The organism is Tamaricihabitans halophyticus (assembly GCF_004340875.1).
GTDB lineage: Bacteria > Actinomycetota > Actinomycetes > Mycobacteriales > Pseudonocardiaceae > Tamaricihabitans > Tamaricihabitans halophyticus.
The window spans coordinates 23601-44995 of the sequence record NZ_SLXQ01000026.1; the positions used below are offsets into that span (position 1 = coordinate 23601).

Annotated in this window: 19 protein-coding genes and 4 tRNA genes; 15 read left to right on the plus strand and 8 right to left on the minus strand. The window is 65.4% G+C overall.

From position 1 onward, the window contains the following. The first annotated feature begins 42 nt into the window (after nt 1–42). The 14 genes from EV191_RS28685 (at nt 43) to gcvPB (ending at nt 16120) form a co-directional block, all read left to right on the plus strand. Nucleotides 43–1245 carry a TetR/AcrR family transcriptional regulator gene (locus tag EV191_RS28685; protein WP_132881090.1) on the plus strand — a complete coding sequence of 401 codons (1203 nt, stop codon included), beginning with the start codon at nt 43–45 and terminating at the stop codon, nt 1243–1245. 414 nt (nt 1246–1659) lie between these two features. Beyond that, on the plus strand, nt 1660–1977 hold the full coding sequence (locus EV191_RS28690) for an acyl-CoA dehydrogenase family protein (protein WP_243659309.1): 318 nt from the start codon (nt 1660–1662) through the stop codon (nt 1975–1977). Between the two features lie 67 nt (nt 1978–2044). Next, nucleotides 2045–3580, plus strand: a complete 1536-nt coding sequence (locus EV191_RS28695) for an AMP-binding protein (protein ID WP_132881092.1) — start codon at nt 2045–2047, stop codon at nt 3578–3580. Beyond that, a complete protein-coding gene (locus EV191_RS28700) occupies nt 3577–4374 on the plus strand; it encodes an enoyl-CoA hydratase/isomerase family protein (RefSeq protein WP_165913156.1) in 798 nt (265 codons plus the stop codon). The genes EV191_RS28695 and EV191_RS28700 overlap by 4 nt, the downstream gene beginning before the upstream one ends. A gap of 208 nt (nt 4375–4582) precedes the next feature. Next, nucleotides 4583–5773 carry a lipid-transfer protein gene (locus EV191_RS28705; RefSeq protein WP_132881095.1) on the plus strand — a complete coding sequence of 397 codons (1191 nt, stop codon included), beginning with the start codon at nt 4583–4585 and terminating at the stop codon, nt 5771–5773. After that, on the plus strand, nt 5766–6236 hold the full coding sequence (locus EV191_RS28710) for a MaoC family dehydratase N-terminal domain-containing protein (RefSeq protein WP_243659310.1): 471 nt from the start codon (nt 5766–5768) through the stop codon (nt 6234–6236). The genes EV191_RS28705 and EV191_RS28710 overlap by 8 nt, the downstream gene beginning before the upstream one ends. Then, the gene (locus EV191_RS28715) at nt 6236–6643 is read left to right on the plus strand and encodes a MaoC/PaaZ C-terminal domain-containing protein (protein ID WP_132881097.1); all 408 of its coding nucleotides are present in this window, start codon (nt 6236–6238) and stop codon (nt 6641–6643) included. Before EV191_RS28710 ends, EV191_RS28715 begins: the two co-directional genes overlap by 1 nt. A gap of 59 nt (nt 6644–6702) precedes the next feature. Continuing rightward, nucleotides 6703–7530: an SDR family NAD(P)-dependent oxidoreductase gene (locus EV191_RS28720; RefSeq protein ID WP_132881098.1), complete on the plus strand. Its 828-nt coding sequence runs from the start codon at nt 6703–6705 to the stop codon at nt 7528–7530. A gap of 40 nt (nt 7531–7570) precedes the next feature. Next, on the plus strand, nt 7571–9268 hold the full coding sequence (locus tag EV191_RS28725) for an AMP-dependent synthetase/ligase (RefSeq protein ID WP_132881100.1): 1698 nt from the start codon (nt 7571–7573) through the stop codon (nt 9266–9268). Between the two features lie 246 nt (nt 9269–9514). Beyond that, the gene (locus EV191_RS28730) at nt 9515–10573 is read left to right on the plus strand and encodes an LLM class F420-dependent oxidoreductase (RefSeq protein WP_132881121.1); all 1059 of its coding nucleotides are present in this window, start codon (nt 9515–9517) and stop codon (nt 10571–10573) included. Nucleotides 10574–10747: 174 nt separating this feature from the next. After that, nucleotides 10748–11692 carry a LysR family transcriptional regulator gene (locus EV191_RS28735; RefSeq protein ID WP_132881101.1) on the plus strand — a complete coding sequence of 315 codons (945 nt, stop codon included), beginning with the start codon at nt 10748–10750 and terminating at the stop codon, nt 11690–11692. A gap of 174 nt (nt 11693–11866) precedes the next feature. After that, nucleotides 11867–13084: an ATP-NAD kinase family protein gene (locus EV191_RS28740; protein ID WP_132881103.1), complete on the plus strand. Its 1218-nt coding sequence runs from the start codon at nt 11867–11869 to the stop codon at nt 13082–13084. Between the two features lie 73 nt (nt 13085–13157). Then, nucleotides 13158–14561, plus strand: coding sequence for an aminomethyl-transferring glycine dehydrogenase subunit GcvPA (gcvPA, locus tag EV191_RS28745; protein ID WP_132881105.1), 1404 nt, complete (start codon nt 13158–13160; stop codon nt 14559–14561). Next, a complete protein-coding gene (gcvPB, locus tag EV191_RS28750) occupies nt 14558–16120 on the plus strand; it encodes an aminomethyl-transferring glycine dehydrogenase subunit GcvPB (RefSeq protein ID WP_132881106.1) in 1563 nt (520 codons plus the stop codon). Before gcvPA ends, gcvPB begins: the two co-directional genes overlap by 4 nt. 18 nt (nt 16121–16138) lie before the next feature. Here gcvPB and EV191_RS28755 read toward each other — a convergent pair whose 3' ends face one another. The 8 genes from EV191_RS28755 to EV191_RS28790 all read right to left on the minus strand — a co-directional run bounded on the left by EV191_RS28755 (nt 16139) and on the right by EV191_RS28790 (nt 20756). Further along, on the minus strand, nt 16139–17278 hold the full coding sequence (locus EV191_RS28755) for a glycosyltransferase (protein ID WP_243659311.1): 1140 nt from the start codon (nt 17276–17278) through the stop codon (nt 16139–16141). A 65-nt stretch (nt 17279–17343) separates the two neighbouring features. After that, nucleotides 17344–17967 (minus strand): TetR/AcrR family transcriptional regulator, encoded by a 624-nt coding sequence (locus EV191_RS28760; RefSeq protein ID WP_132881108.1) that lies wholly within the window; start codon nt 17965–17967, stop codon nt 17344–17346. Nucleotides 17968–17987: 20 nt separating this feature from the next. Continuing rightward, nucleotides 17988–18626, minus strand: coding sequence for a GNAT family N-acetyltransferase (locus tag EV191_RS28765; RefSeq protein ID WP_132881109.1), 639 nt, complete (start codon nt 18624–18626; stop codon nt 17988–17990). 243 nt (nt 18627–18869) lie between these two features. Next, complete coding sequence (locus EV191_RS28770; RefSeq protein WP_207894822.1) at nt 18870–19121, minus strand: SDR family oxidoreductase; 252 nt, start codon at nt 19119–19121, stop codon at nt 18870–18872. A 778-nt stretch (nt 19122–19899) separates the two neighbouring features. Further along, nucleotides 19900–19974, minus strand: a tRNA-Val gene (locus EV191_RS28775). Nucleotide 19975: 1 nt separating this feature from the next. Continuing rightward, nucleotides 19976–20047, minus strand: a tRNA-Cys gene (locus EV191_RS28780). Between the two features lie 56 nt (nt 20048–20103). Beyond that, a tRNA-Gly gene (locus EV191_RS28785) sits at nt 20104–20176 on the minus strand. Between the two features lie 154 nt (nt 20177–20330). After that, nucleotides 20331–20756: an SsgA family sporulation/cell division regulator gene (locus EV191_RS28790; RefSeq protein ID WP_132881111.1), complete on the minus strand. Its 426-nt coding sequence runs from the start codon at nt 20754–20756 to the stop codon at nt 20331–20333. 444 nt (nt 20757–21200) lie between these two features. On the opposite strand from EV191_RS28790, the gene EV191_RS28795 reads away from it, so the two are divergent. Then, nucleotides 21201–21272, plus strand: a tRNA-Val gene (locus EV191_RS28795). Nucleotides 21273–21395 lie beyond the last annotated feature (123 nt).

The following is a 21395-nucleotide window of genomic DNA, read 5'->3' on the forward strand; positions in this document are numbered from 1 at the left end:
TCGATCGCGGCCGGACGGTGGCTGCCCTTATATGGTGGGCGCATGGCGTTGTCAGACGTAACGAGTGTCGACGTTCGCCGCCGACCTCGCGACCGGAAGTCGCAGATCCTGGTAGCGGCGCGTGGCTTGTTCGTGGAGCAGGGCTATCCCAATGTGACCATGGCACAGATCGCGGAGCGGGTGGGCATTACCGCGGGAGCGCTATACCGGCATTTCAACAACAAAAGTGTCCTGCTGGAAAAGGTTGTCGACGCGAGCTTCGCCTGGGTCGACGAACCACTGGCGGTCGAGGACCTTGGCGGCCAGATCGAGATCATCCTCTCCTTGGCCGCCGACAGCCCCCATCTCGCGGACCTCTGGGCGCATGAAGTCCGATACCTTCCCGAGCAGCGACTACACGATCTCCGTCGGCGCATGAGTGCATGGCGCGGTGTGGTTGCCGCCGCACTGGGCCGACGCCGACCTGATCTGGCCGAGGAACAGACCCACGTTCTGGCGTGGGCGATACAGTCGCTGATGTCCTGCCTAGGGCGCCGCGCCTTGCGCGCACCGATGTCGCTTCGCGTTCCGGCTGTGCGAGCGGCCATGCACGCCGTCGCCACGGCGGGGCTCGTGCCGCTTCGTGGCTCGGTGGCTAATGATCGCCAGGCTTCCGCGCGACTCGCCTCGGTGTCGGTACGGGAACGTCTCCTGGTCGCGGCCTTCGAACAGTTCGCGGAGCGCGGGTACTCCGAGACGACGATGGCCAGCCTCGGGGCGGTCGCGAATGTGACCGGTCAGAACCTGTACAGCTACTTCGAGAGTAAGGCCGACGTGCTCAAGGCCGTCATCGACCGGGGCCATCACGCGCTGTGGCTCGGGCTCGACGACGCTTTCGCGTGCTCGACGACCGCGTCAGAGGCGCTTTATCGCTTGGTCGAGAACTACATCGCGCGCGCCGGTTCCTGGATCGCGGCGGTGGAGGACCCTACCGGTGAGGTCGTGCTCGGTGAGACCGCGGTAGCGGCCCAGCGGGAATACGTCGCGGAGTGGATCGCCTTGCTTGTTCGGGCCTGCCCGGATCTTGGTGCGGCCGAGGCCCGGGTTCGGGTGCAGTTGGCGCTGTTCGTGATCTCCGACCTGCACGGTGCCCCGCCGCTGAGGCGGGATGCCGCGTTCCGCGAGAACCTCATGCTGATCGTGATGACGATCCTCTTCGACGGCGCCGAGGTCGATGCCGAGCCCATTCGGGGCAGCAACAGCTGACGCGGAGCACACATATACGAGGTGGCGGCGGGTTGAGGTCGTTGCCCGGACCGGCCTGACCTAACAACTCCCGCCGGAACATCGCCGGGTTCCGAAGTTCGCCGCGCCACCTTCCCTGCCCCACGGACGGCACCCCGATCTCCGCTGCCGCTTGACGGTAAGTAAATGATGTGTAACCGTAGTGTTGAGTCGATCCGGCAAGTGTGCCCGGGTAATTCGCCGCGTAAGTATGCTCTCTATGTTCATTATTCAGGGCATGGTTCGGATTGGCTTGAACGATCCCTCGACGAATTATGTGAACTACTGTTCAGTGGTAAGCAAGGGAGCTGGCCGTAGTGGGTGACGCATACGTGTCCTCGTGGCAGGACGCCTCCGTCCTGGCGCTTCGCGAGGTCGTCGACAAGTTCGTGGCGAATGAGCTGGTCGCCCACCGGGCGATGTGGGGGTGACGGCCTGATCCTGACGGTTGCCAAGACGGACCCCGGAGCGGCAATCACCGTCCATATCGGACGTGTCTGTTTCGGCTCATGCGTCGAACGTCATCCGGCCGGCACACTCGATGTCGTCACAGCCGCGATGACCAAGTGGTGGGTGATCGAGCAACAGGTAGCTCTCATCGACCGGTGTCTTCATTGTCGTGGCGGATACGGCTACATGCGGGAATACCCGGTCGCCAGGGCGTACCAGGACGCGCGCATTCAGAAGATCCCGGCGGCGCCACCGAGATCATGAAGGACATCATCTCCGTGCTCTGTGATGTCGACCGTTCAACTCCATCAGGATCCGAAAGGCGGCGAGGATGAAGGAACCGTTTGTTCGCTCGGGACACAACGAGAAAACGCTGGCTGAGGTCAAGGAGCGCGCCGCACGGTTCGCCGGGGCACTGCGGACGCTCGGTCTTGAGCACGGCGACCGGTACGCCATCGTGCTTCGCAACGAGATCGCGTACATGGAGGTCAGCCTCGGGGCCGCGTCGATCGGCGCTGTTCCGGTTCCGGTGAACTGGCACTGGACCGGCGCGGATCTGCGGCACCTGCTCGCCGACTCTGGTGCCAAGGTCGCGGTCGTCCACACCGACCTTCTTCCCGCGGTGGAGGCCCAGAAGCCCGATGAGCTGAAGATCATCGAAGCGGAAGTGCCCGACGAGGTCCGCACGGCTTACCGCCTCGGTGATGTGCCGCTGAGCGGGCGATACCCGGTGCTGAGCAAGTTGATCGATCGCGGCGACCCGCCCGCTGATCCGTCGACGACGGCGCCGATGGCGGTCATCTACACCTCTGGCACCACCGGGCTCCCGAAGGGAATCCTGCGTGAACCGATCCCGCCCGAGAACGCCGCGGACCTGGTCACACTCGTCGCGGACTTCCTCAGTCTCGCACCAGGGCGAACGACCGTGCTGCCGGCGCCGCTCTATCACACCGCTCCCAATGTCAACTTCACCTTCGCGGCCGCGCTCGGCATGAGCATGGTGATCATGCCCAAGTTCGACGCGGACGGGTTCCTGCGGCTGGTCGAGGAACACCGCGCCGACACCGTGCAAGTGGTTCCGACCATGTTGGTGCGCATGCTCCAGCTGCCGGAGGAGGTGCGGCGTAAGTACGACCTGTCTTGTCTGAAGGCTGTCGTGCACGCGGCGGGGCCGTGTCCGCCCGACGTCAAGCGGGCGGCCATCGACTGGTTGGGACCGATCGTCAGCGAGTACTACGGCGGTTCTGAGGGTGGTGCGTGGGTGTATTCCACGTCGGAGGACTGGCTCGCACATCCCGGCACTGTGGGAAAGCCGCTAGCGGGGGTGGGTATCCGCATTCTCGGACCGGATCGGACGGAGCTTCCCGTGGGGGAGACCGGGGTGATCTACGGTCGACCGCCCGCGTTCTGGCCGAACTTCACCTATATCGGCAACGAGGACAAACGTCGGGAGATCGATGGCGGCGAGGGTTACTACACCATCGGTGACATCGGATATCTCGACGAGGACGGGTTCCTTTACCTCACCGACCGGGTCACCGACATGGTGGTCTCCGGCGGAGTGAACGTGTATCCCGCCGAGATCGAGGCTGCGCTGCTGTCGTTGGAAGGTGTCGCCGACGTCGCGGTGTTCGGCATACCCGACCCCGATCTGGGCGAGGCGGTCGCCGCCCACGTGCAACTTCTACCGGGCACGGCACTGACTGAGCAAGACGTACGAGACCACGTCCGGCGCCACCTGGCTTCGTACAAGGCGCCCAAGGTCATCGTCTTCGACGACGACCTGCCGAGGGAGGACACCGGCAAACTCTTCAAACGACGACTCAAGGCCCGGTACTGGCCAGCGAAGACGGAGGTCGTCTCGTGACGGGCTTGTCCTCCACGTCCGGCGTGACGACCGAGTTCGACGACGCGATCGCGGTGGTGTCTTTGGCCCGTCCCGATCGACTCAACGCACTGAATCGCGACGTCTTGGCTCAGCTTCTCGCTGCGCTGCGCGAGGTGGCGGATCGACGCGACATCCGCGCGCTCGTGCTGACTGGGGAAGGCTCGTCGTTCTCCTCGGGTCTCGACCTGGACTCAGGTCTGATCGACTCCGGAGATCCCGACCCGGTTGCGGGATCCCAGGCGGCCCTGCAAGCAGGCGTCGACATCATCCGGACGATGCGGGACATGTCCCAACCCGTCATCGCCGCCGTCCGGGGTCATGCGATAGGCGCCGGTTTCGCCATCACCGCCGCCGCGGACATTCGCTTCATCGCCGCCGACGCACGGTTTTCGGCACCGTTTCTCAGACTCGGCGTCACCGTCGGCGATCTCGGTCTGTCGTGGACACTTCCCCGTATCATCGGCCAATCGCGCGCGGCGCACCTACTCTACTCGGCAGGAACCATGACCGCCGAGGACGCGGTGAACTCCGGTTTCGCACCCCACGTTTCGGAGTCCCCATTGGACGAATCACTCGACTTCGCCAAGAACCTCGCCGGCTGGCCGCCGTACGGAGTCGAGCACAGCAAACGACTCCTCGACTCCGCCCGAGAAACGACGCTGCGCGCCCACCTCGACTCGGAGGCGCGCGCTCAGGTCATCGGCACACTCACTGAGCCCGCTAAGGCCGCGATGAAGGCCGCGCTCGCGCGCGATTCCCGGAAGGGCGCCTGACCTTGAGCGCAGGCCCACTCGCCGTGATCCGCATCGAGCGACAGGGCTCCGGCCTTCGGCGGATCGTGGACGCGGTCACGGTGGGCGGCGCTAGCCTGCTGGCGCTGAACCACTAACCGTCGCGCTCACCCTGAAATTGCTCGTCCTCGGACAGCCGGTGACCGCAGCACCGAAGGCACGTTAGATCAGCGGAAAACCTAGGAGTGACATGGCAAGCAACGTGATGGTGGCTGGTGTCGGCATGATCCCGTTCACCAAGCCGGGCAGGAGTGATCCATACGATCTCATGGGCGCGGAAGCGGCCCGCAGGGCACTCGCGGATGCGGGGATCGGCTACGACGCGATCCAACAGGCGTACGTCGGATACGTCTTCGGGGACTCGACATCGGGCCAGAAGGCCTTGTACCGCGTGGGGCAGACCGGAGTTCCGGTGATCAACGTCAACAACAACTGCTCCACCGGGTCCTCAGCGCTCTTCCTCGCGCGGCAGGCGGTGCAGAGCGGCACCGTAGATGTCGCCCTCGCCCTGGGGTTCGAGCAGATGGTCCCCGGTGCGATCGGCCAGGCCTTCCCTGACCGTCCAGCGCCGTTGGAGCGCTTCGAGCGCGTGCGGGACGAGGTTCGCGGAGTTCCCGATTCCCAGGTACCCAACGCCGCGGCCTTCTTCGGTGCCGCGGGGCAACAGTACGTCGACGAGCACGGCATCGACCCCGCCGTCTTCGCGCAGATCACGGTCAAATCCCGCAAGCACGCCGCGAACAACCCCTACTCGGTGTTCCGCGACCCGCTGGCCGTGGAAGACGTCCTCGCCTCGCCGCACATCTACGGCCCGCTCACGCGATTCCAGTGCTGCCCGCCGACCTGCGGCGCCGCCGCGGCGGTCGTCGTTTCCGAGGCGTATGCCAAGAAGCACCGCTTGCGATCCGATGTGGTGATCGTGGGGCAGGCCATGACGACCGACGATGCGGCTTCCTTCGACGGTGACATGCATCGTCTGGTCGGATACGACATGGCGGTCTCCGCCTCCCGGGCCGTCTATGAGCAGACCGGAATCGGCCCCGAGGACGTTCCCGTCGTCGAGTTGCACGATTGCTTCACCACCAACGAATTCATCAGTTACGAGGCGCTCGGGCTCACCGCTGAGGGAACCGCGGAGAAGTTCGTCCTCGACGGTGACAACACCTACGGAGGCCGGGTGGTCACCAACCCTTCCGGAGGGCTCATCTCCAAGGGGCATCCGCTCGGCGCAACCGGCCTGGCGCAGTGTGCCGAACTCGTCTGGCAGCTCCGGCGCCAGGCAGGGGACCGGCAAGTCGAGGGCGTGAACGTGGCCCTTCAGCACAACCTCGGGCTCGGTGGCGCATGCGTCGTCACGATGTACCAGAAGGTTGGTGGCTGACGTGCCTTTCGACCCCTCGATCATCGGCACCAGCCGGAACGGCGGCACACTACTCGTCACCCGCGACAGGCTCCGGTTGTTCGCCAAAGCCACCGGACAGACGGACCCGGTGTTCATCGACCTCGACGCCGCGACGAAAGCCGGGCATCGTGACTTACCGGTGCCACCGACGTTCTTCTTCGCCGTGTCGCTGGAAGCACCCGATCCGTTCGACTACCTCGCCGATCTCGGTGTCGACCTCAGAGCGATCCTGCACGGCGAACAGGCCTTCGTCTACCACCGGGTGGCGTGTGCCGGCGACGAACTGAGTACCCGCGCGACGATCACCGACACGTACTCGAAGAAGGGTGGGGCGCTGAACTTTCTCGTCACCGAAACCGTAGTGACCAACCAGGACGGCGCGGTGGTCGCCACCCTGACGGAGACGCTCGTCCAGCGCCAGATCCAGGAGGTGAACGCCTGATGGCAACGGCACTCGACGCCGGGGGCGAGCTGGAACCACTGACCATCCCACCGATCAGCCGGACCACCCTCGCGCTCTTCGCCGGAGGTTCCGGCGACCACAACCCGATCCACATCGACCTCGACGTGGCGGCGTCGGCGGGACTCGACGACGTGTTCGCGCACGGGATGCTCTCGATGGCCTACCTGGCACGACTGCTCACCGACAACTTCCCGGTCGAGCGCATTCGCTCCTACACGGTGCGCTTCGCGGCGATCACACCCATCCACGGGCAACCGACCTGCGCGGGCACCATCAGGCAGGTCGACACGGTTGACGGCGAGCGACGGGCGACCCTTGACCTGACGGTGACCCTCGCCGACGGAACCACGACCCTCGCGGGCGAGGCCGTCGTAGCGCTTTCCTGACGTCACAAGAAAACCGGCAGTCGCGTCCACGACGACGCGTTCGAAAGACAAGGCAGAACATGGGAAAACTGGAAGGCAAATCGGCCCTGGTCACCGGAGCGGGCAGGGGCATCGGCCGGGCCATCGCGCTCAAGCTCGCCGCTGAGGGCGCGTGTGTCGTCGTCAACGACCTGGACGGTGACCCGGCCAAGGAGGTTGTCAAAGCGATCGGAACGAGCGGCGGGAAGGCGGTCGCCGTGCCCGGGAGCGTCACCGCCGACGGGTTCGCCCAGCAGTTCGTCCAGACGGCCGTCGACAGCTTCGGCGGTGTCGACATCGTGGTCAACAACGCCGGGTACACGTGGGATTCGGTGATCCAGAAGATGACCGACGACCAGTGGCGCGCGATCGTGGACCTTCATCTCAAAGCTCCCTTTGACATTCTCCGTGCTGCCCAGCCGGTTATCAGCGCGGCGGCCAAAAAAGAGCGAGCCGAGGGACTCGTCGTCCATCGCAAAGTCGTCAACATCTCCTCGGTTGCCGGAATCTTCGGCAATGTCGGCCAAGCGAACTACTCCGCGGCGAAGGCGGGCGTCGTCGGCCTGACCAAGACGCTCGCGAAGGAGTGGGGCCGCTACAACGTCAATGTCAACTGCGTCGCCTTCGGCTTCATCCGCACCAGACTGACCGAGGCCAGCGCCACAGGTGATTCGACGATCGAGGTCGAAGGCCGGGAGATCAAGGTCGGTGTGAATCCTCAACTGCTGGAGGCGCTCAAGACAACGATCCCGCTCGGGCGGGCAGGAACCCCCGAGGAGGCGGCGGGAGCGGTCGCGATGCTGACCTATCCCGAGGCGGACTACGTCTCCGGTCAGGTCCTCGTCACCGGCGGCGGCTTCGAGGGCTGACGCCGTCCGCGACGTCCCTCACCCACGAAAGGCTATGAGGATGACCAGGACTGAAGAATTCGGCGAGGCTGAGGTGCGGACCCGCCTCGCGCAGGCCGGCACCGTGCGGGATCTGTTGTTCGACACGATGACCAGCCATCCCGACCGTGTCGCTCTGCGGTCGCACGAATCCGGAGCCGAGTGGACCTACGCCGCGGTGCGAGCGCGGATAGGCGAGGTCGCCAACCGACTTCGTGAAGCCGGAGTCGGCCATGGCGAGCCGGTGGCTCTCATGATGCGCAACGTGCCGGAGTTCCATGTGGTGGACGCCGCCGCCATGGTTCTGGGTGCGGTGCCCTTCAGCATCTACAACACCTCCTCGCCCGAGCAGGTGGAGTTCGTGCTGTCGGATTCCGGGGCACGGGTGGCCGTGGTCGAGTCCTCCTTCGTCCCGCTACTCCGGGATGCGGAGCGGCTGGGAGGCTCGATCACCACGATCCTGGTGATCGACGGGACGGTCGAGGGATGCGAGGACCTGCTTGGTGAGCTCTCCTCGGACACGACGACATTCGACTTCGCCGCATCCGCCGCCATCGAGCCGCATGATCTTCTGACACTGATCTACACCTCTGGGACGACAGGCTCACCCAAGGGCGTCGAACTGACCCACGCCAACATGCTCGCGCAGCTGCGCGGCGTTCACACCACGATGCCGCTTCCCGGCGGGGGACGGCAGGTCGGTTTCCTTCCCGCCGCGCACGTCGCGGACAGGTGGTCTTCGCACTACTCGTCGTTCATGACCTATGGCAACACTTTGGTCACCGTCGCCGACGCGGCGAACCTCGCCGCCGCCGTCAGGACTACCCGCCCGACGCTGTTCGGCGCCGCACCACGGATCTGGGAGAAGTTCAAGACGGCACTCGAGGAGTCCTATCCCGGAGACCTGACAAGCGATGTCGCGACCGACCCGGCGCTGGCCGCCGCGCTACGTGAGAAGCTGGGGCTGACGGAGGCTCGATGGCTCATCTCGGGCGCGGCCCCGACGCCCGTCGCCGTGGTCGAGTTCTTCAACGCGCTCGGGCTGCCGCTCTGTGAGCTTCTCGGGATGTCGGAGGTCTCCGGCGTACCGACGGTGAACACGCCTACGGCGAATCGGGTGGGCAGCGTGGGGCGGCCACTGGAGAACGTGGAAGTCGCGGTAGCCGAGGACGACGAGTTGCTGCTCCGCGGCCCGCAGGTCATGAAGGGCTACCGAGGTCAGGCGAGTCGTACGGCGGAGACGCTCGACGCCGGCGGATGGTTGCGCACAGGAGACCTCGCGCGGATCGATGACGATGGCTTCGTGTGGCTCACCGGCCGCAAAAAGGAGCTGATCATCAGCGCGGGCGGAAAGAACATGTCTCCGGCCAACATCGAACTCGCGCTGCGGTCGGCGGGCCGGCTGATCGCCCATATTTGCGTGATCGGCGATGCGCGGCCCTACAACGTCGCACTCATCGTTGTGGAGCCTGACGCGGCAGGTGGTCGTGCGTTCGACGATCCTGGACTGATCGCCGAGGTAGGCGCTCAGATCGACCAGGGCAACGCCGCTCTCTCGCGGGTCGAGCAGGTCAAGAAGTTCACCATAGTGCCGCGACCGTGGGAACTCGGCGTCGAACTCACCCCCACCATGAAGGTCAGACGTGCGGCCGTGCTGGATCGCTACGTCGACGACATCGAGCGAATGTATGCGAGGCCCGCTGGTCCGCATGCCGTGTGAGTCCCAGTCATCCGCCATTGATCGCGCTGCTCGGCATGAGCCTGGGCGGCTATCGGGCACCTCGTGCCGCAGCCATCGAGTTCGCAGCGCCAGTTGTTGTCCAATTCGCTGTGGACGTCCGGAGTCTCGTCGGCGAAAAGACTTGTACGCCGAGATGGTCAAGTACGACCTCACCGGTGTCGCTCGAAGAAACCATCGCGTAGGCACGGACATTCCTGAACGTCGAACGAGAGTGGGTACGTGACGATGAAGCTGGGCCTGGTGGTCGACTACGCCGGTGGTTTTCAGCAGACCGCCGAACTCCTGGTGGAATACGAGCGCGCCGGAGTGGATGTGATCGCCATTCCAGAGGCATACTCGTTCGACGCCGTGAGCCAACTTGGATACGTCGCGGCGAAGACCAAACGAGTCCAGTTGATGTCGAGTGTGCTTCCGATCTACTCGCGAACGCCGACGCTGATCGCCATGACCGCGGCAGGCCTCGACAGTGTCTCGGATGGACGGTTCATACTGGGCTTGGGGGCCTCTGGCCCTCAAGTTATCGAAGGTTTCCACGGGGTCAGATACGACCGGCCGCTCGGTCGTACCCGTGAAGTGGTGGAAATCTGCCGACAAGTGTGGCGGCGAGAAACGCTACGCCACCGCGGCCGCGACTACCGCATTCCTCTGGCTAAAGAGGACGGTGGTACCGGACTGGGTAAACCGCTGAAGCTCATCAACAATCCGGCACGAGCGGATATCCCCATCTCGATCGCGGCACTGGGCCACAAGAACGTCGAACTCGCCGCCGAGATCGCCCAGGGCTGGCAACCGGGCTTCTTCCACCCACTCAAGGCACGCGCGGTGTGGGGCACCGCGCTCGACGTGGGGTTGGCACGGCGCGCTCGTACACTCGGGGCACTGGAGATCCAAGTCCAGGTTAACTTCCTCCTCGGCCAGGCCAGCCCCTCGGAGGAACGCAAGGTTCGCGACCAGATGGCCCTCTATCTCGGAGGAATGGGAGCACGGGGAAAGAACTTCTACAACGAGCTGGCATGCCGCTACGGCTACCGGAGTGCCGCCGAGGAGATCCAGGCCCGCTACCTGGCCGGCCACAAGGAAGCAGCCGCCCTCGCCGTACCCAGTGAACTCATCGACGCGGTCACGCTCATCGGCGACCCAACCACGGTACGACGACGGGTCAACGAGTTTGCGGCCGCCGGCGTAACCACACTTCTGCTCAACCCGCTGGCAGCCACGGCCGAGGACCGGGTCGCCCAGGTGCGAGACCTCGTCGCGCTAGTCGCGGGCGAGGCTGGCGGGTAGGGAACGTCGAGCATCTGGCGGGTCATGTCGTAGTTGAACAGGGTGCAACCCTCCGAAGGGGAGGATGGGACGAGGAGCACTGTCGACGGCGCGGCAGGGTCTGCGGAGCGAGACCACGCGGGATCGGCGAGTGCGAGGTTGTGAAACACGTGCCGACGCCATAGTTTTGCCGATGTGGACGTCAACACGCGCCGGTTGTCGCACTTCGTCACCCTCGCCGACGAGTTGAGTTTCACTCGCGCGGCCGCGATCCTGCATATCTCGCAGCAAGGACTCAGTCGCAGCATCGCCGAACTGGAGGCGCAGGTCGGGGTTCCGCTTCTGGTGCGCACCACCCGCTCGGTCGCGCTGACCGAGGCAGGAGAACGTTTCCTTGGCGGTGTTCGCGCGGCATTGAGCGCTCTGCACGAGGCAACGTCGGCAGCTCGTGCCACCTGCGACGAGTTCCAGCAGCCGCTCCGCATAGGTTTCAGTGTGTCCTCGCTGCTTGAGCTGAACGCACCGATTCTTCGTGCCTTTCGCGCGCGTTACCCCCGTGTCGCCATCGAACTGGAATCGTTCCAATGGGATGACCCGTCTTGTGGCTTGTGTTCGAACACCACTGACGTCGCCTTCGTGCGGACGCCCATCGAATGTCCCGACGTCCACGTCGAGCGGATGTTCGTCGAACCGCGCGCCATCGGAGTCGACCAGAGCCACCCCCTAGCAGCCGCCGGTTCCGTGACCCTGGACGACCTTGCCGGTGAGCGGATTCTCGCGCCGCGCACCGACGACGCGGCGTGGTCGAAGTTCTGGACACTACGCGATACAGGGCTGGACGAACAGTCGCTTCCGAGTATTGGGCCCATCGTGGGTTCGATGGAGGCAGAGCTGGAGAAAGTCACGTCAGGAGAAGCGATCACAGTCACCGCGGTCAGCATGTCGCGGTTCGCTCCTCGTCCGTCGATCGTGTACGTGCCGATCACCGACGTCGCCGGGTCGGAGCTGGTTCTGGCGTGGCGCGGTCCGGCGAGTCCCCTGGTCGAAGCGTTCCGAGCCACGGCGATCGAGGTTCAGGAGCGGGAGAAGAACCTGGTTTCGCGGATCGAGACCGCGACCGGAGACCCCGAGGAGTTCTGAGCGCACTGGCACAGGAGTGGCGGCGCGGACTCCCGTGCGCGGATGAGCCGATTGACAACTCCCAGGCGTGAATGTCGGCTGACGTTTTGTTTCACTTCCCCGCCACCGAGGTGATTGGCTGAGAAGTGACGAACCGGGAAGACTTTCTCGACCGACGAGTAGGAGTTCGGGCGCATGCCGACTCACCCGATACAGGGCACCACTGACGTTGGTGTCGCCGGGGTTGAGCAGAACGTGGAGCGTTCCCTCGCTGCCGAGGTCGACGGGTACCGGAAAGGCGCGACACTCGGCCTGATCGTCAATCCGTACGCCGGGATGGGCGGAAGCGTGGGACTCAAGGGCACCGACGGGCCGCACATTCTCGCGGAGGCGAAGCGGCGGGGCGCGCGTCCGTTGTCCGGTGTGCGGGCTGTCCGTGCACTCACCCGGCTCACGGCATCGAGAACGCGATTCAGCATCGTTACCGGCGCCGGTGACCTGGGGGAGGAGAGTGCACTGGCCGCCGGTCTCGACCCTGTCGTCGTGCCTCGCGCCGAGCAGGGTGCCCGTGGGGAGGCTGACACGAGGGCGGCAGCGAAGGCGATGGTCTCGTCGGTCGATCTCCTCCTGTTCGCGGGCGGGGACGGAACCGCACGTGACATCCTCAGCGTGGTCGGTGACCGCGTGCCGGTACTCGGCATCCCGGCGGGGGTGAAGATGCACTCGGCGGTGTTCGGCACCACTCCCGAGAGCGCGGGCGATCTTGCGGCACTGTTCCTCGACGGCAGTACCGCAGCCCAGCTGCGAGACGCCGAGGTCATGGATCTCGACGAGGCAGCCGTGCGTGCGGACCGGCTCTCGGCGCGCCTGTACGGCTTCGCCCGCAGTCCCTACGAACGGCATCTCGCGCAGAACGCCAAAGCAGGAGCCCGGGTGAGTGCCGACGCGGAGCTGGAAGCGGCCTGCCGAGGCGTTGCGGCACGGATGCGGGAGGGAGTCCTCTACATCGTGGGCCCCGGCACCACTATGCGGAATGTGATGGACGCACTCGGCGCGCCCTCGACCTTGCTCGGCGTCGACGCCGTGCTGGACGGTGCTCTTGTCGGAGCCGACCTTGACGAACGGACTTTGCTCAGGCTCATGCAGGGGCGGGAGACCCGCATCGTGGTCGGCGTGCTCGGCGGCCAAGGCTACCTGTTCGGGCGCGGTAACCAGCAGATCAGCGCCGAGGTGATCAAGCGGGTCGGCCGCGAGGGGATCGTCACGATCGCTCCGGTGGACAAGCTCATCGCCCTTGAGGACGCACGTCTGCGCGTCGACACCGGTGACGCGGAGGTCGACGCGATGCTCTCCGGTTACCTACGAGTGCACACCGGGTCGGATCACGACGTCCTCGTCAGAGTTCTTTCCTGACCACTCGTACCCGCACGTGAAATGACCGGAACGACAAGCGTTCCCGTTGACAACCGATACCAGGGAGAATTCGGTGACTGAACATGTTGCCCACCGGTACATGGCCAATTCGGTACCGGCGATCAAGCAGGAGATGCTGGACGCGATCGGCGCCGGTTCCGTGGCGGAACTGTTCGATCAGGTCCCGGCCGGACACCGGCTCGCGTATCCGCTCGAACTTCCGCCGGCACTGTCCGAAAGCGAGCTTCGACGCCATCTCGTCGAGACGTTGTCGAAGAACCGGACCACTGAGCAGTATCTCAACTTCCTGGGCGCCGGCTGCTGGCAGCACCACGTGCCAGCCGCTGTCGACGAGGTGGTGCGCCGTAACGAATGGCTCACCTCGGTGTCCGGTGAACCGAGTTCCGATCACGGACGCAACCAGACGTGGTTCGAGTACTGCAGCCAGCTCGGTGAACTCCTCGCGATGGATCTGGTCGGCATGCCGGTACGCAGCTGGGGAGTGGCCGCGGGGCACGCGATTCGAATGGCCGCCCGCATGACCGGGCGGGACGAGGTGGTGGTGGTCCGGGCGATCGACCCCGAACGGCTGTCGGTCATCCGCAACTACTGCGAACCGGTCGAGATGCCGAACCACATCACGGTCCAGCTGGTCGACTTCGATCCCGAGACGGGCCTGATGGACCTCGACGACCTGCGTGGCATCGTCGGCGAGAGGACCGCCGCGGTGTACTTCGAGACTCCGTCGTACCTCGGAGTGATCGAGCATCAGGGGGCGGAGATCGCCGCCATCGCCCACGCCGCCGGGGCCGAGACGATCGTCGGCGTCGATCCGATCTCGCTCGGTGTGCTGGCGGCGCCCGTCGACTACGGCGCCGACATCGTGGTGGGGACCACCCAACCCCTCGGTGTGCACATGAACACGGGCGGCGGAGTGGGTGGTTTCATCGCTTCGCGCGACGAGGAACGTTATGCGCGTCAGTATCCGACGCTGTTCATCAGCATCACGGAGACGGCGCAGGACGGCGAGTACGGCTTCGGTCTTGCCCTGTTCGCGCAGACCTCCTATGGCCTGCGCGAACAGGGCAGGGATTGGACCGGCCACTCGGTCTACATGTGGGCCATCGCCAATGCGGTGTACATGGCGCTGATGGGCCCCGAGGGTTTCAAGGACGTGGGTGAGCTCATCCTGCAGCGCGCTCACTACGCGGCGCGGCGGATCGCCACGATCGACGGTGTGCGTGTCGCTTTCCCCTCGGGATTCTTCAAGGAATTCGTTGTGGACTTCACCGGTACGGGCCGCAGCGTCGCCGATGTCAACAGGGCCCTGCGCGACTACGGGATCTTCGGAGGCAAGGACCTCTCCCGCGACTTCCCCGAGTTCGGGCAGAGCGCCCTCTACTGCGTCACCGAAGTCCACACCCAGGCAGACCTACTGCGTCTGGTCGACGCACTTTCGGAGGTAGTAGCACGATGAGCACTGAGCTTCGCGGTTATCACGCCCCGGTGTGGAACGAACCGGTCATTCTGGAGATGGGGTATCCCGGCCGTCGAGGACTCGCCGTACCCGAAGCCGAGGCGGAGGTGCGAGCCGAAGTCGGAGACGTCGCCGACCTGATTCCCGCCGCGTTGCGGCGACAGGACAGACCGGCGCTTCCCGAGGTCTCGGAGCCGGAGGTGTTGTACCACTACCTGCGGCTCTCGCAGCAGACGCTCGGCATGATGGGCATCAGCCTGTTCGGTACCTGCACGATGAAGTACAACCCGCAGGTGAACGAGGCGATCGCATGGCGCCCCGAGGTCACGGAGGCGCACCCGCACCAGGACGACGACACCCTCCAAGGCACTCTCGAACTCGTGCACAGGTTCGACACCATCCTGCGCGAGCTGTCCGGGATGGACCAATTCGTCTTCCAGGCGGGTGGCGGTGCCGACGCTGCGTACACCAGTTGCGCTGTAACGCGTGCCTATCACGCTTCCCGTGGAGAGCTGGAACAGCGCGACGAGATCATCACCACGATTCAGACCCATCCGTCGAACGCCGCGACGGCCGCGGCGGCGGGCTTCAAGGTCATCACACTGATGCTCGACGAGGACGGCTACCCGTCGTTGGATGCCCTGAAGGCCGCCGTGTCCGATCGGACGGCCGCTCTTATGGTCAACAATCCCGACGACATGGGTGTCTACAACCCGGAGATGCGCGAGTGGGTGCGGGTGGTGCACGACGCCGGTGGCCTGTGCTTCTACGACAGCGCCAACTTCAACGGCATGATGGGCAAGATTCGTGCCCGCGAGATCGGCTTCGACGCCTGCATGTTCATGCTTCACAAGACTTTCGGTGCTCCCAAGAGCGGGGTCGGGGGACCGGCCGTCGGCGCCTACGGTTGCTCGGCGGAACTGGCGCCGTTCGTGCCGACTCCGGTCGTCGCCCACGACGGTGAGCGGTACTACCTCGATCACGACCGCCCGAAGAGCTGCGGCAAGATCCGCGAGTTCTGGGGCAACGTGCCCGTCGTGTTGAAGGCCTATGCCTGGATCCGTGCTATGGGGGCGGAGGGCGTGGCCGAGGCTTCCGACATCTCCGTCCTCGCGAACAACTACATGGAGCAGGGTCTGCTGGCCATTCGCGGGGTCACTCGTTCGCATGCCGACGCGACCAGCCCACGTCTGGAGATGACGCGCTACAGCCTGGCCCGGATGAAGGAGGAGACGGGGGTGGGCGTCCACGACGTGCAGAACCGCATGACCGATTTCGGCGTGGATGCCATGTGGACCAGCCACGAACCATGGCTCGTTCCCGAACCGTTTACGCCCGAGGCCGGGGAGATGTACGGCAAGGAAGCGCTCGACACCTGGATCGCGGTCCTCGCGCGGATTTCCGAGGAGGCGTATTCCGATCCCGAGATTGTCAAGACCGCGCCGCACAATCAGGCGGTCCATCGCGTCGATCACGAGGCGATGGAAGATCCCGAACGGTGGGCGATGACCTGGCGGGCCCATCGGCGAAAGAGGAGGACCGACGGCGCGGAGGGCTGAGTGTGCGGGCGGCGTGGGCTAGGTGGCGGCGATTCTTCCGATCACATCGGCGGGGCTCAGCCGACGAGCGTTCTCCGCGGCCATGGCTTCGGCGCGGCTGCGGAACTCGCTGTCGGTCAGCACTTTACGTACCGCGGGGGAGATGCTGGCCGCGTTGTCGACGGTGATCGCGGTGCCGGCAGCGGCGGCGCGGGCGGCGTTGATCGGCTGATCGGCGCCCTGCGGCCACAGCACCATGGGAAGGCCGTGCGCCAGGGCACCAAGGACTGTGCCCGCCCCGCCGGAGCCCACGACGAGATCTGCTCGGTCCAGCAGTTGGCCGAGTGGCACGAACGGCACGAAGCGCACCTCGATGCCGTTCGGTGTCGGACTCGGCTGTTTGTCGCCCGCAGCTGGGTTCTTCAGCGACGCACCCAGCGTGGCGATCACGTTGATGTCGTGGCCCGCGAGCGCGCCCACCGTCGCGGCGAGCACGTCGGGATCGGAGAAGATGGTGCCCAGGGTGACCAGGGCGGTGGGTTTGGTCGGGTCGTCGAAGGTCGGCAGTTCGACAGCCATGTCGCGGCGGCGTCGATGCGCTTGTGCGCGCAGCGGCAGCACCGGGACATCACTGGACCACTCGGGATCCTGCATCGGAGCCGGGCACGGGTCGAGATATCCGTGTGGTGCAGCGACGTCCAGTTCTGCGTCGCGGTAGCGGGTGGCCGCGGCGCGCTCGATCTCGGCGAGTACGGCGGGGGTCGCTGGACCGAACCCCGCGCGGTACCAAGCGATTCCACGATCAGCGGCGACCATCGGGCCGATCGCGTCGAACGCCTCGGACACGACGAGGTCGGGGGCCCACGTGCGAGCCAGTGTGATCGTGTCGGCGCCGCCCAGGTCCACGCGCGAACCACCGAAGATCTCCCCGATGAGTTCGGGACTCGGGTGGAACGGGTCGGCACCGGTTCGGTGGGCCGCGTCCTGCGAGAACTCCATCGGCATCGCACCCGCGGTCAGGAACTCCACCTCGGCTGCGAGCTCCGGGCCGACCTCGTTCTGTACGCCCGCGCTCGTGGCCAGTGCGACGGTATGGCCCGCGTCCACGGCAGCGTGCATCAACGGGGCCAACGGCAGGACATGTCCGTAGGCGGGCGTCGCACTGAACAGGATTCGCATGGCACCAACCTAAGCACAGATTCCGTGCCGACCCGTGCACGGCGGGGTTTGCGACGTGGGGCTGCTCATGCTCGGAGGTCCTGTTGTGCGGCCTTGACCGCCAACGCGGAGGACAGGAGCGCGATGGATTCGTGGGCGGCTTCGTCGTCACGTGCGCTCAACCAGGCGGATGTGATTCCGCTGGAGGCGGCAACCAGCACCTGGGCGAGCAGCTGGGAGTCAACGGACAGCGGAGTACCGACGGATTCCTGCCATTGGCGGAGTATGCGATCGGTCTGGTCCACATAGGCGGTGTGCTCCCGGCTGGCTATGTGGGCGAGCTCAGGCGTGCGTGCCGCTACGTCCACCAGCTCCGCGGTCAGGAGGTGGTACTCGGGGTCCGAGCGGACCCGGTCGAGGATCGCGCGCAGCGCGGCGGCGATACCGGTTTCGAGGTCTCGGGTGTGGGCGACGGCCTCCCACGCGTTGCCGAGAGAGGCATCCAGCTCGCGCTCCAGCAGAGCGCTGAACATCTCGTCCTTGGAACGGAAGCAGTAGTGGAATGCTCCCTGCGGTAGCCCGGCCCGGTCGGCCACGGCCCGTGTGGTGGCTGCCTGGATGCCGCCGTCGCGCATCACCGCCACAGCGGCGTCGAGGAGCTGCGCGCGACGCTCGGCTGTCGGCCTATGCTCTCGCGTCGTGGATGCCACGGGCGATCCTCTCGTCGTGATCAGCGTGTCCGCGCCGAGCTCCGGTCACCGACTCCCGCACGCCACATGGCGATCGGCTCCACCGGAGGCGGAAAACCTGCCACCGTACCGATGGAAGTGAATCCGAAACGTGCGTACAGGGCGGCACTGCGCTCGGTCGACGCCTCGAGATAGGCCGGTGTCCCGGTCCGGTCGATCGTGCTCAGTCGTGTTCGGAGCAGGGCGGATCCCACGCCGTGGCCGTGTCCGGCCGGGTGCACGCCAATCACCGCCAGGTACCAGTGGGGCTCGCCTGGGCGTGCGGCGTGGAGTGTGCCCTCGAGCGTTCGTGCACCGAGCAGGCGACGCAGGCCGAAGGCCCGCGTATATGCCCTGAGATCGCGCAGCTGTTGCACCATCGTTCCCCGTGCCCGGCCGGGGGCCGACCACACGGCCACTCCCAGTACGTTCGACTCGCCCTCTGCTCGGGCCAGATCGACCGCTCCATGGCGGAGACCCTCGCGGATGAACACTTCGTACAAGTGCGCAAGGCGCTTCTCGTGATCGTTCGGCCGCCCGCCGACGAACGCCGACATCATGGCGTCGTCACGGAGTGCGCCAGCCAGGACCTGCGCTGCTTCTTCGACATGGACGGGTGCGGCAGGCATGACGGTGACCATGGGCCTCCTCTGTGCGACACGGCGGGCCGAACACCATCGTAGCCATAGTTTAGGTCAGATGACCAGGTCGGTCGACCAAAAAGTGACGATTACGGATCGCCCAGCGGACCATTGGTCGCCGGCGGCACCATCACGCACCACCTGTCCAACGGACATCGGCGGGATGAGCGAGGGCGAACGCCGGTAGATGGCCGAATGACTCAACGGGATCGCGTGGTCCGACACAGGTGGAGCGCGAGCCGATCACACCGCACTGGGAACGACTCTCGTGCCGGACGCGGCCTTGGTGATCGGTGCCCATTCCTGCCACACCCGTAGGCGTTCGGCGTAGACGATGGTGAGAATCGCCTCCGCGGTGGGCTCCGGGGCGCCGCGGACCCACTCCTTGGCGGTTGCCTCGCGGGCGTCGGCGTAATCGGGATGGGGGTTGGTGGTCCGCCGGCTCGTGCTGCCGGCGAACACCGTGGCGTAAGGGCCCGGCTCCACCGCGGTCACGTGGATGCCGAACGAGGCGACCTCCTGAGCGAGCGAGTCGGATAGGCCTTCTATTCGACTCGCTCGCCAGTCAAACTCGGCGTCGACGGCTGCCGGAAGCTCTTCGGTCGGGGTGGCCAGCAGTGCCGTTCGAAGGCAATGAACGGCACGGTCGACGCTCCCATCATTTCCACGCTAGTAGTCTACTGTGGATATAAATCAGAGGAATCGGCGAGAGGAGTTCCCGTACTGTTGCGGAGTTCGTGGCGTCCCACAGCGACCCGACATTCATCGGGCGGCTTTCCCCGCATGTCTGCCCGGTTTATGTGGGGCCGCTGTGGAACCGGTGTGCGCCTTTGTGGCGCACCGGGACCTTCACGGCTGCTGCCGTCGTTAGGTGTAGGGCCGCGTGAACGGGTTGGGATTTTGTCATTGCGGTAGCTTGAGTGATAACGGGCGACCGTCACCGAGGCCGGGTTGAATAACGCGACTTCGCCTGGTTGCGCCTCGCGTGCGTTCTACCGGATGCGTCACCCAGGCAGGCAAAAGCACGTTCGCCATATGCGCCATCCGCGTCTTAGTCGCCGAGGGCTGAAGTGTTGCCGCGGAACCTCTCGGGTGAACTATGAGGACAGTCACATTGTGGTCATCCGGCTCGGGCGCGGCCGGAGCGCTGGTGGTGAACACATTTGACGTGAACACAGTAAGGCAAGATCAACGCCTCCCATTTTGACTCCCAGCAACGACAAAACCCCCAGCGGTGTGGATCACCGATGGGGGTTTGACCTGCGGTAACAGGTGGTGCGCGATACTGGGATCGAACCAGTGACCTCTACCGTGTCAAGGTAGCGCTCTCCCGCTGAGCTAATCGCGCGAGGCGGAGGCGGGAATCGAACCCGCGTACAGGGCTTTGCAGGCCCTTGCCTAAGCCACTCGGCCACTCCGCCGATGCACCGAGGTTACCCTCGGAGACTTCGGCCCGGCTTCCGAAGGGCCGCTCGCGAGCGGACGACGGGACTCGAACCCGCGACCCTCACCTTGGCAAGGTGATGCGCTACCAGCTGCGCTACGTCCGCATACCGCCAGTCCGGTCAACGATCTACCGGTCGATCCGGCCTCGCTGTCTTCCTTGCGGTGTGCCGAAACTTTAGCTGACCGTCAGTTCCGCGCCCAACCCGGGGGGTGGTTTTGCCCCTTGCGAGGTCCGAGTGGGCGCCCGCGTCAGGTGAACTACTGGCGATCGTTCGAGATCAGGTGGGTTAGCGCCTCGTCAACATCGACCCACAGGTGCTCGTTGCCTGGCAGCACGACGTCGTAGGTGCGGTCCAGGAAGTCCGCGAGCTCCTGTGCCGAGGCTTCGAACATCGCGTGCCCGGACGGTGAGTTGAGTTCGATCAGTACGGCCTCGGGGTCCTCGGTTGACGGACGGATGCGCACATCCCCGTCGCCGGCTTCGGCGATCAGGCCATCGGCCAGTAGGTCCCTGGCGTACACCCATTCGACCCAGCCAGCACGGCCGGTACGGAACGCCGCAACCACCGCGTACGGATCGCGCGTGTCGTAGCGCAACTCCACCTTGACGGGGACTGAAGGTGCGCGCGGCGCCAACAGGTCGAAGACCGCCGTCGAACGGAGCGTGACGTGATCATTTCGCATCGTCGCTTCCCCTTCTGCTCCTTCCCGGCCGTCTTCCCCGACCGAGCTTCCCCGGTGAGACGCCGAACGCTGCCCGGTCGCTCGCGATTTCACGGTAGATCACCCATATGTGCCACTAGGTGGTGGCACATGTCACGTCTAGCGACTGTCGATCATCCCGTGTATCACTCCTCCATACTGCTTGGTAACAAGCGATTCCAACAGCTTATTCGCGCGAATGTTGGACGTGTCGCCCGTATTCGCCACCGAATGGCGTACGGCTCTTGGGTCTTCGTTTCACCAGGTATGCGGGCCAACACGGGATGTGATCATTGGTGCGCTTCGGCGAAGGCGCATGGCCGCGCCGTGCGGGCGGTGTGGCCCTCGGCTGGCGGGTCGCGCGGTATGCCACCCCGGATACTTGCGGGGAAACACGTCGGGTAAAGTTCACCGCACGCAGTCACCGGGCGATTAGCTCAGCGGGAGAGCGCTTCGTTCACACCGAAGAGGTCACTGGTTCGATCCCAGTATCGCCCACGCACGCGTTAGGGCCCCTGACCTGTACGGCGGTTTCAGGGGGTCGACGCAACACTGCTGTTAGTTGGTGGTGATTAGATCACGCAGACGCTCGGCTGGGGTATCCCAGCCGAGCGTTTTGCG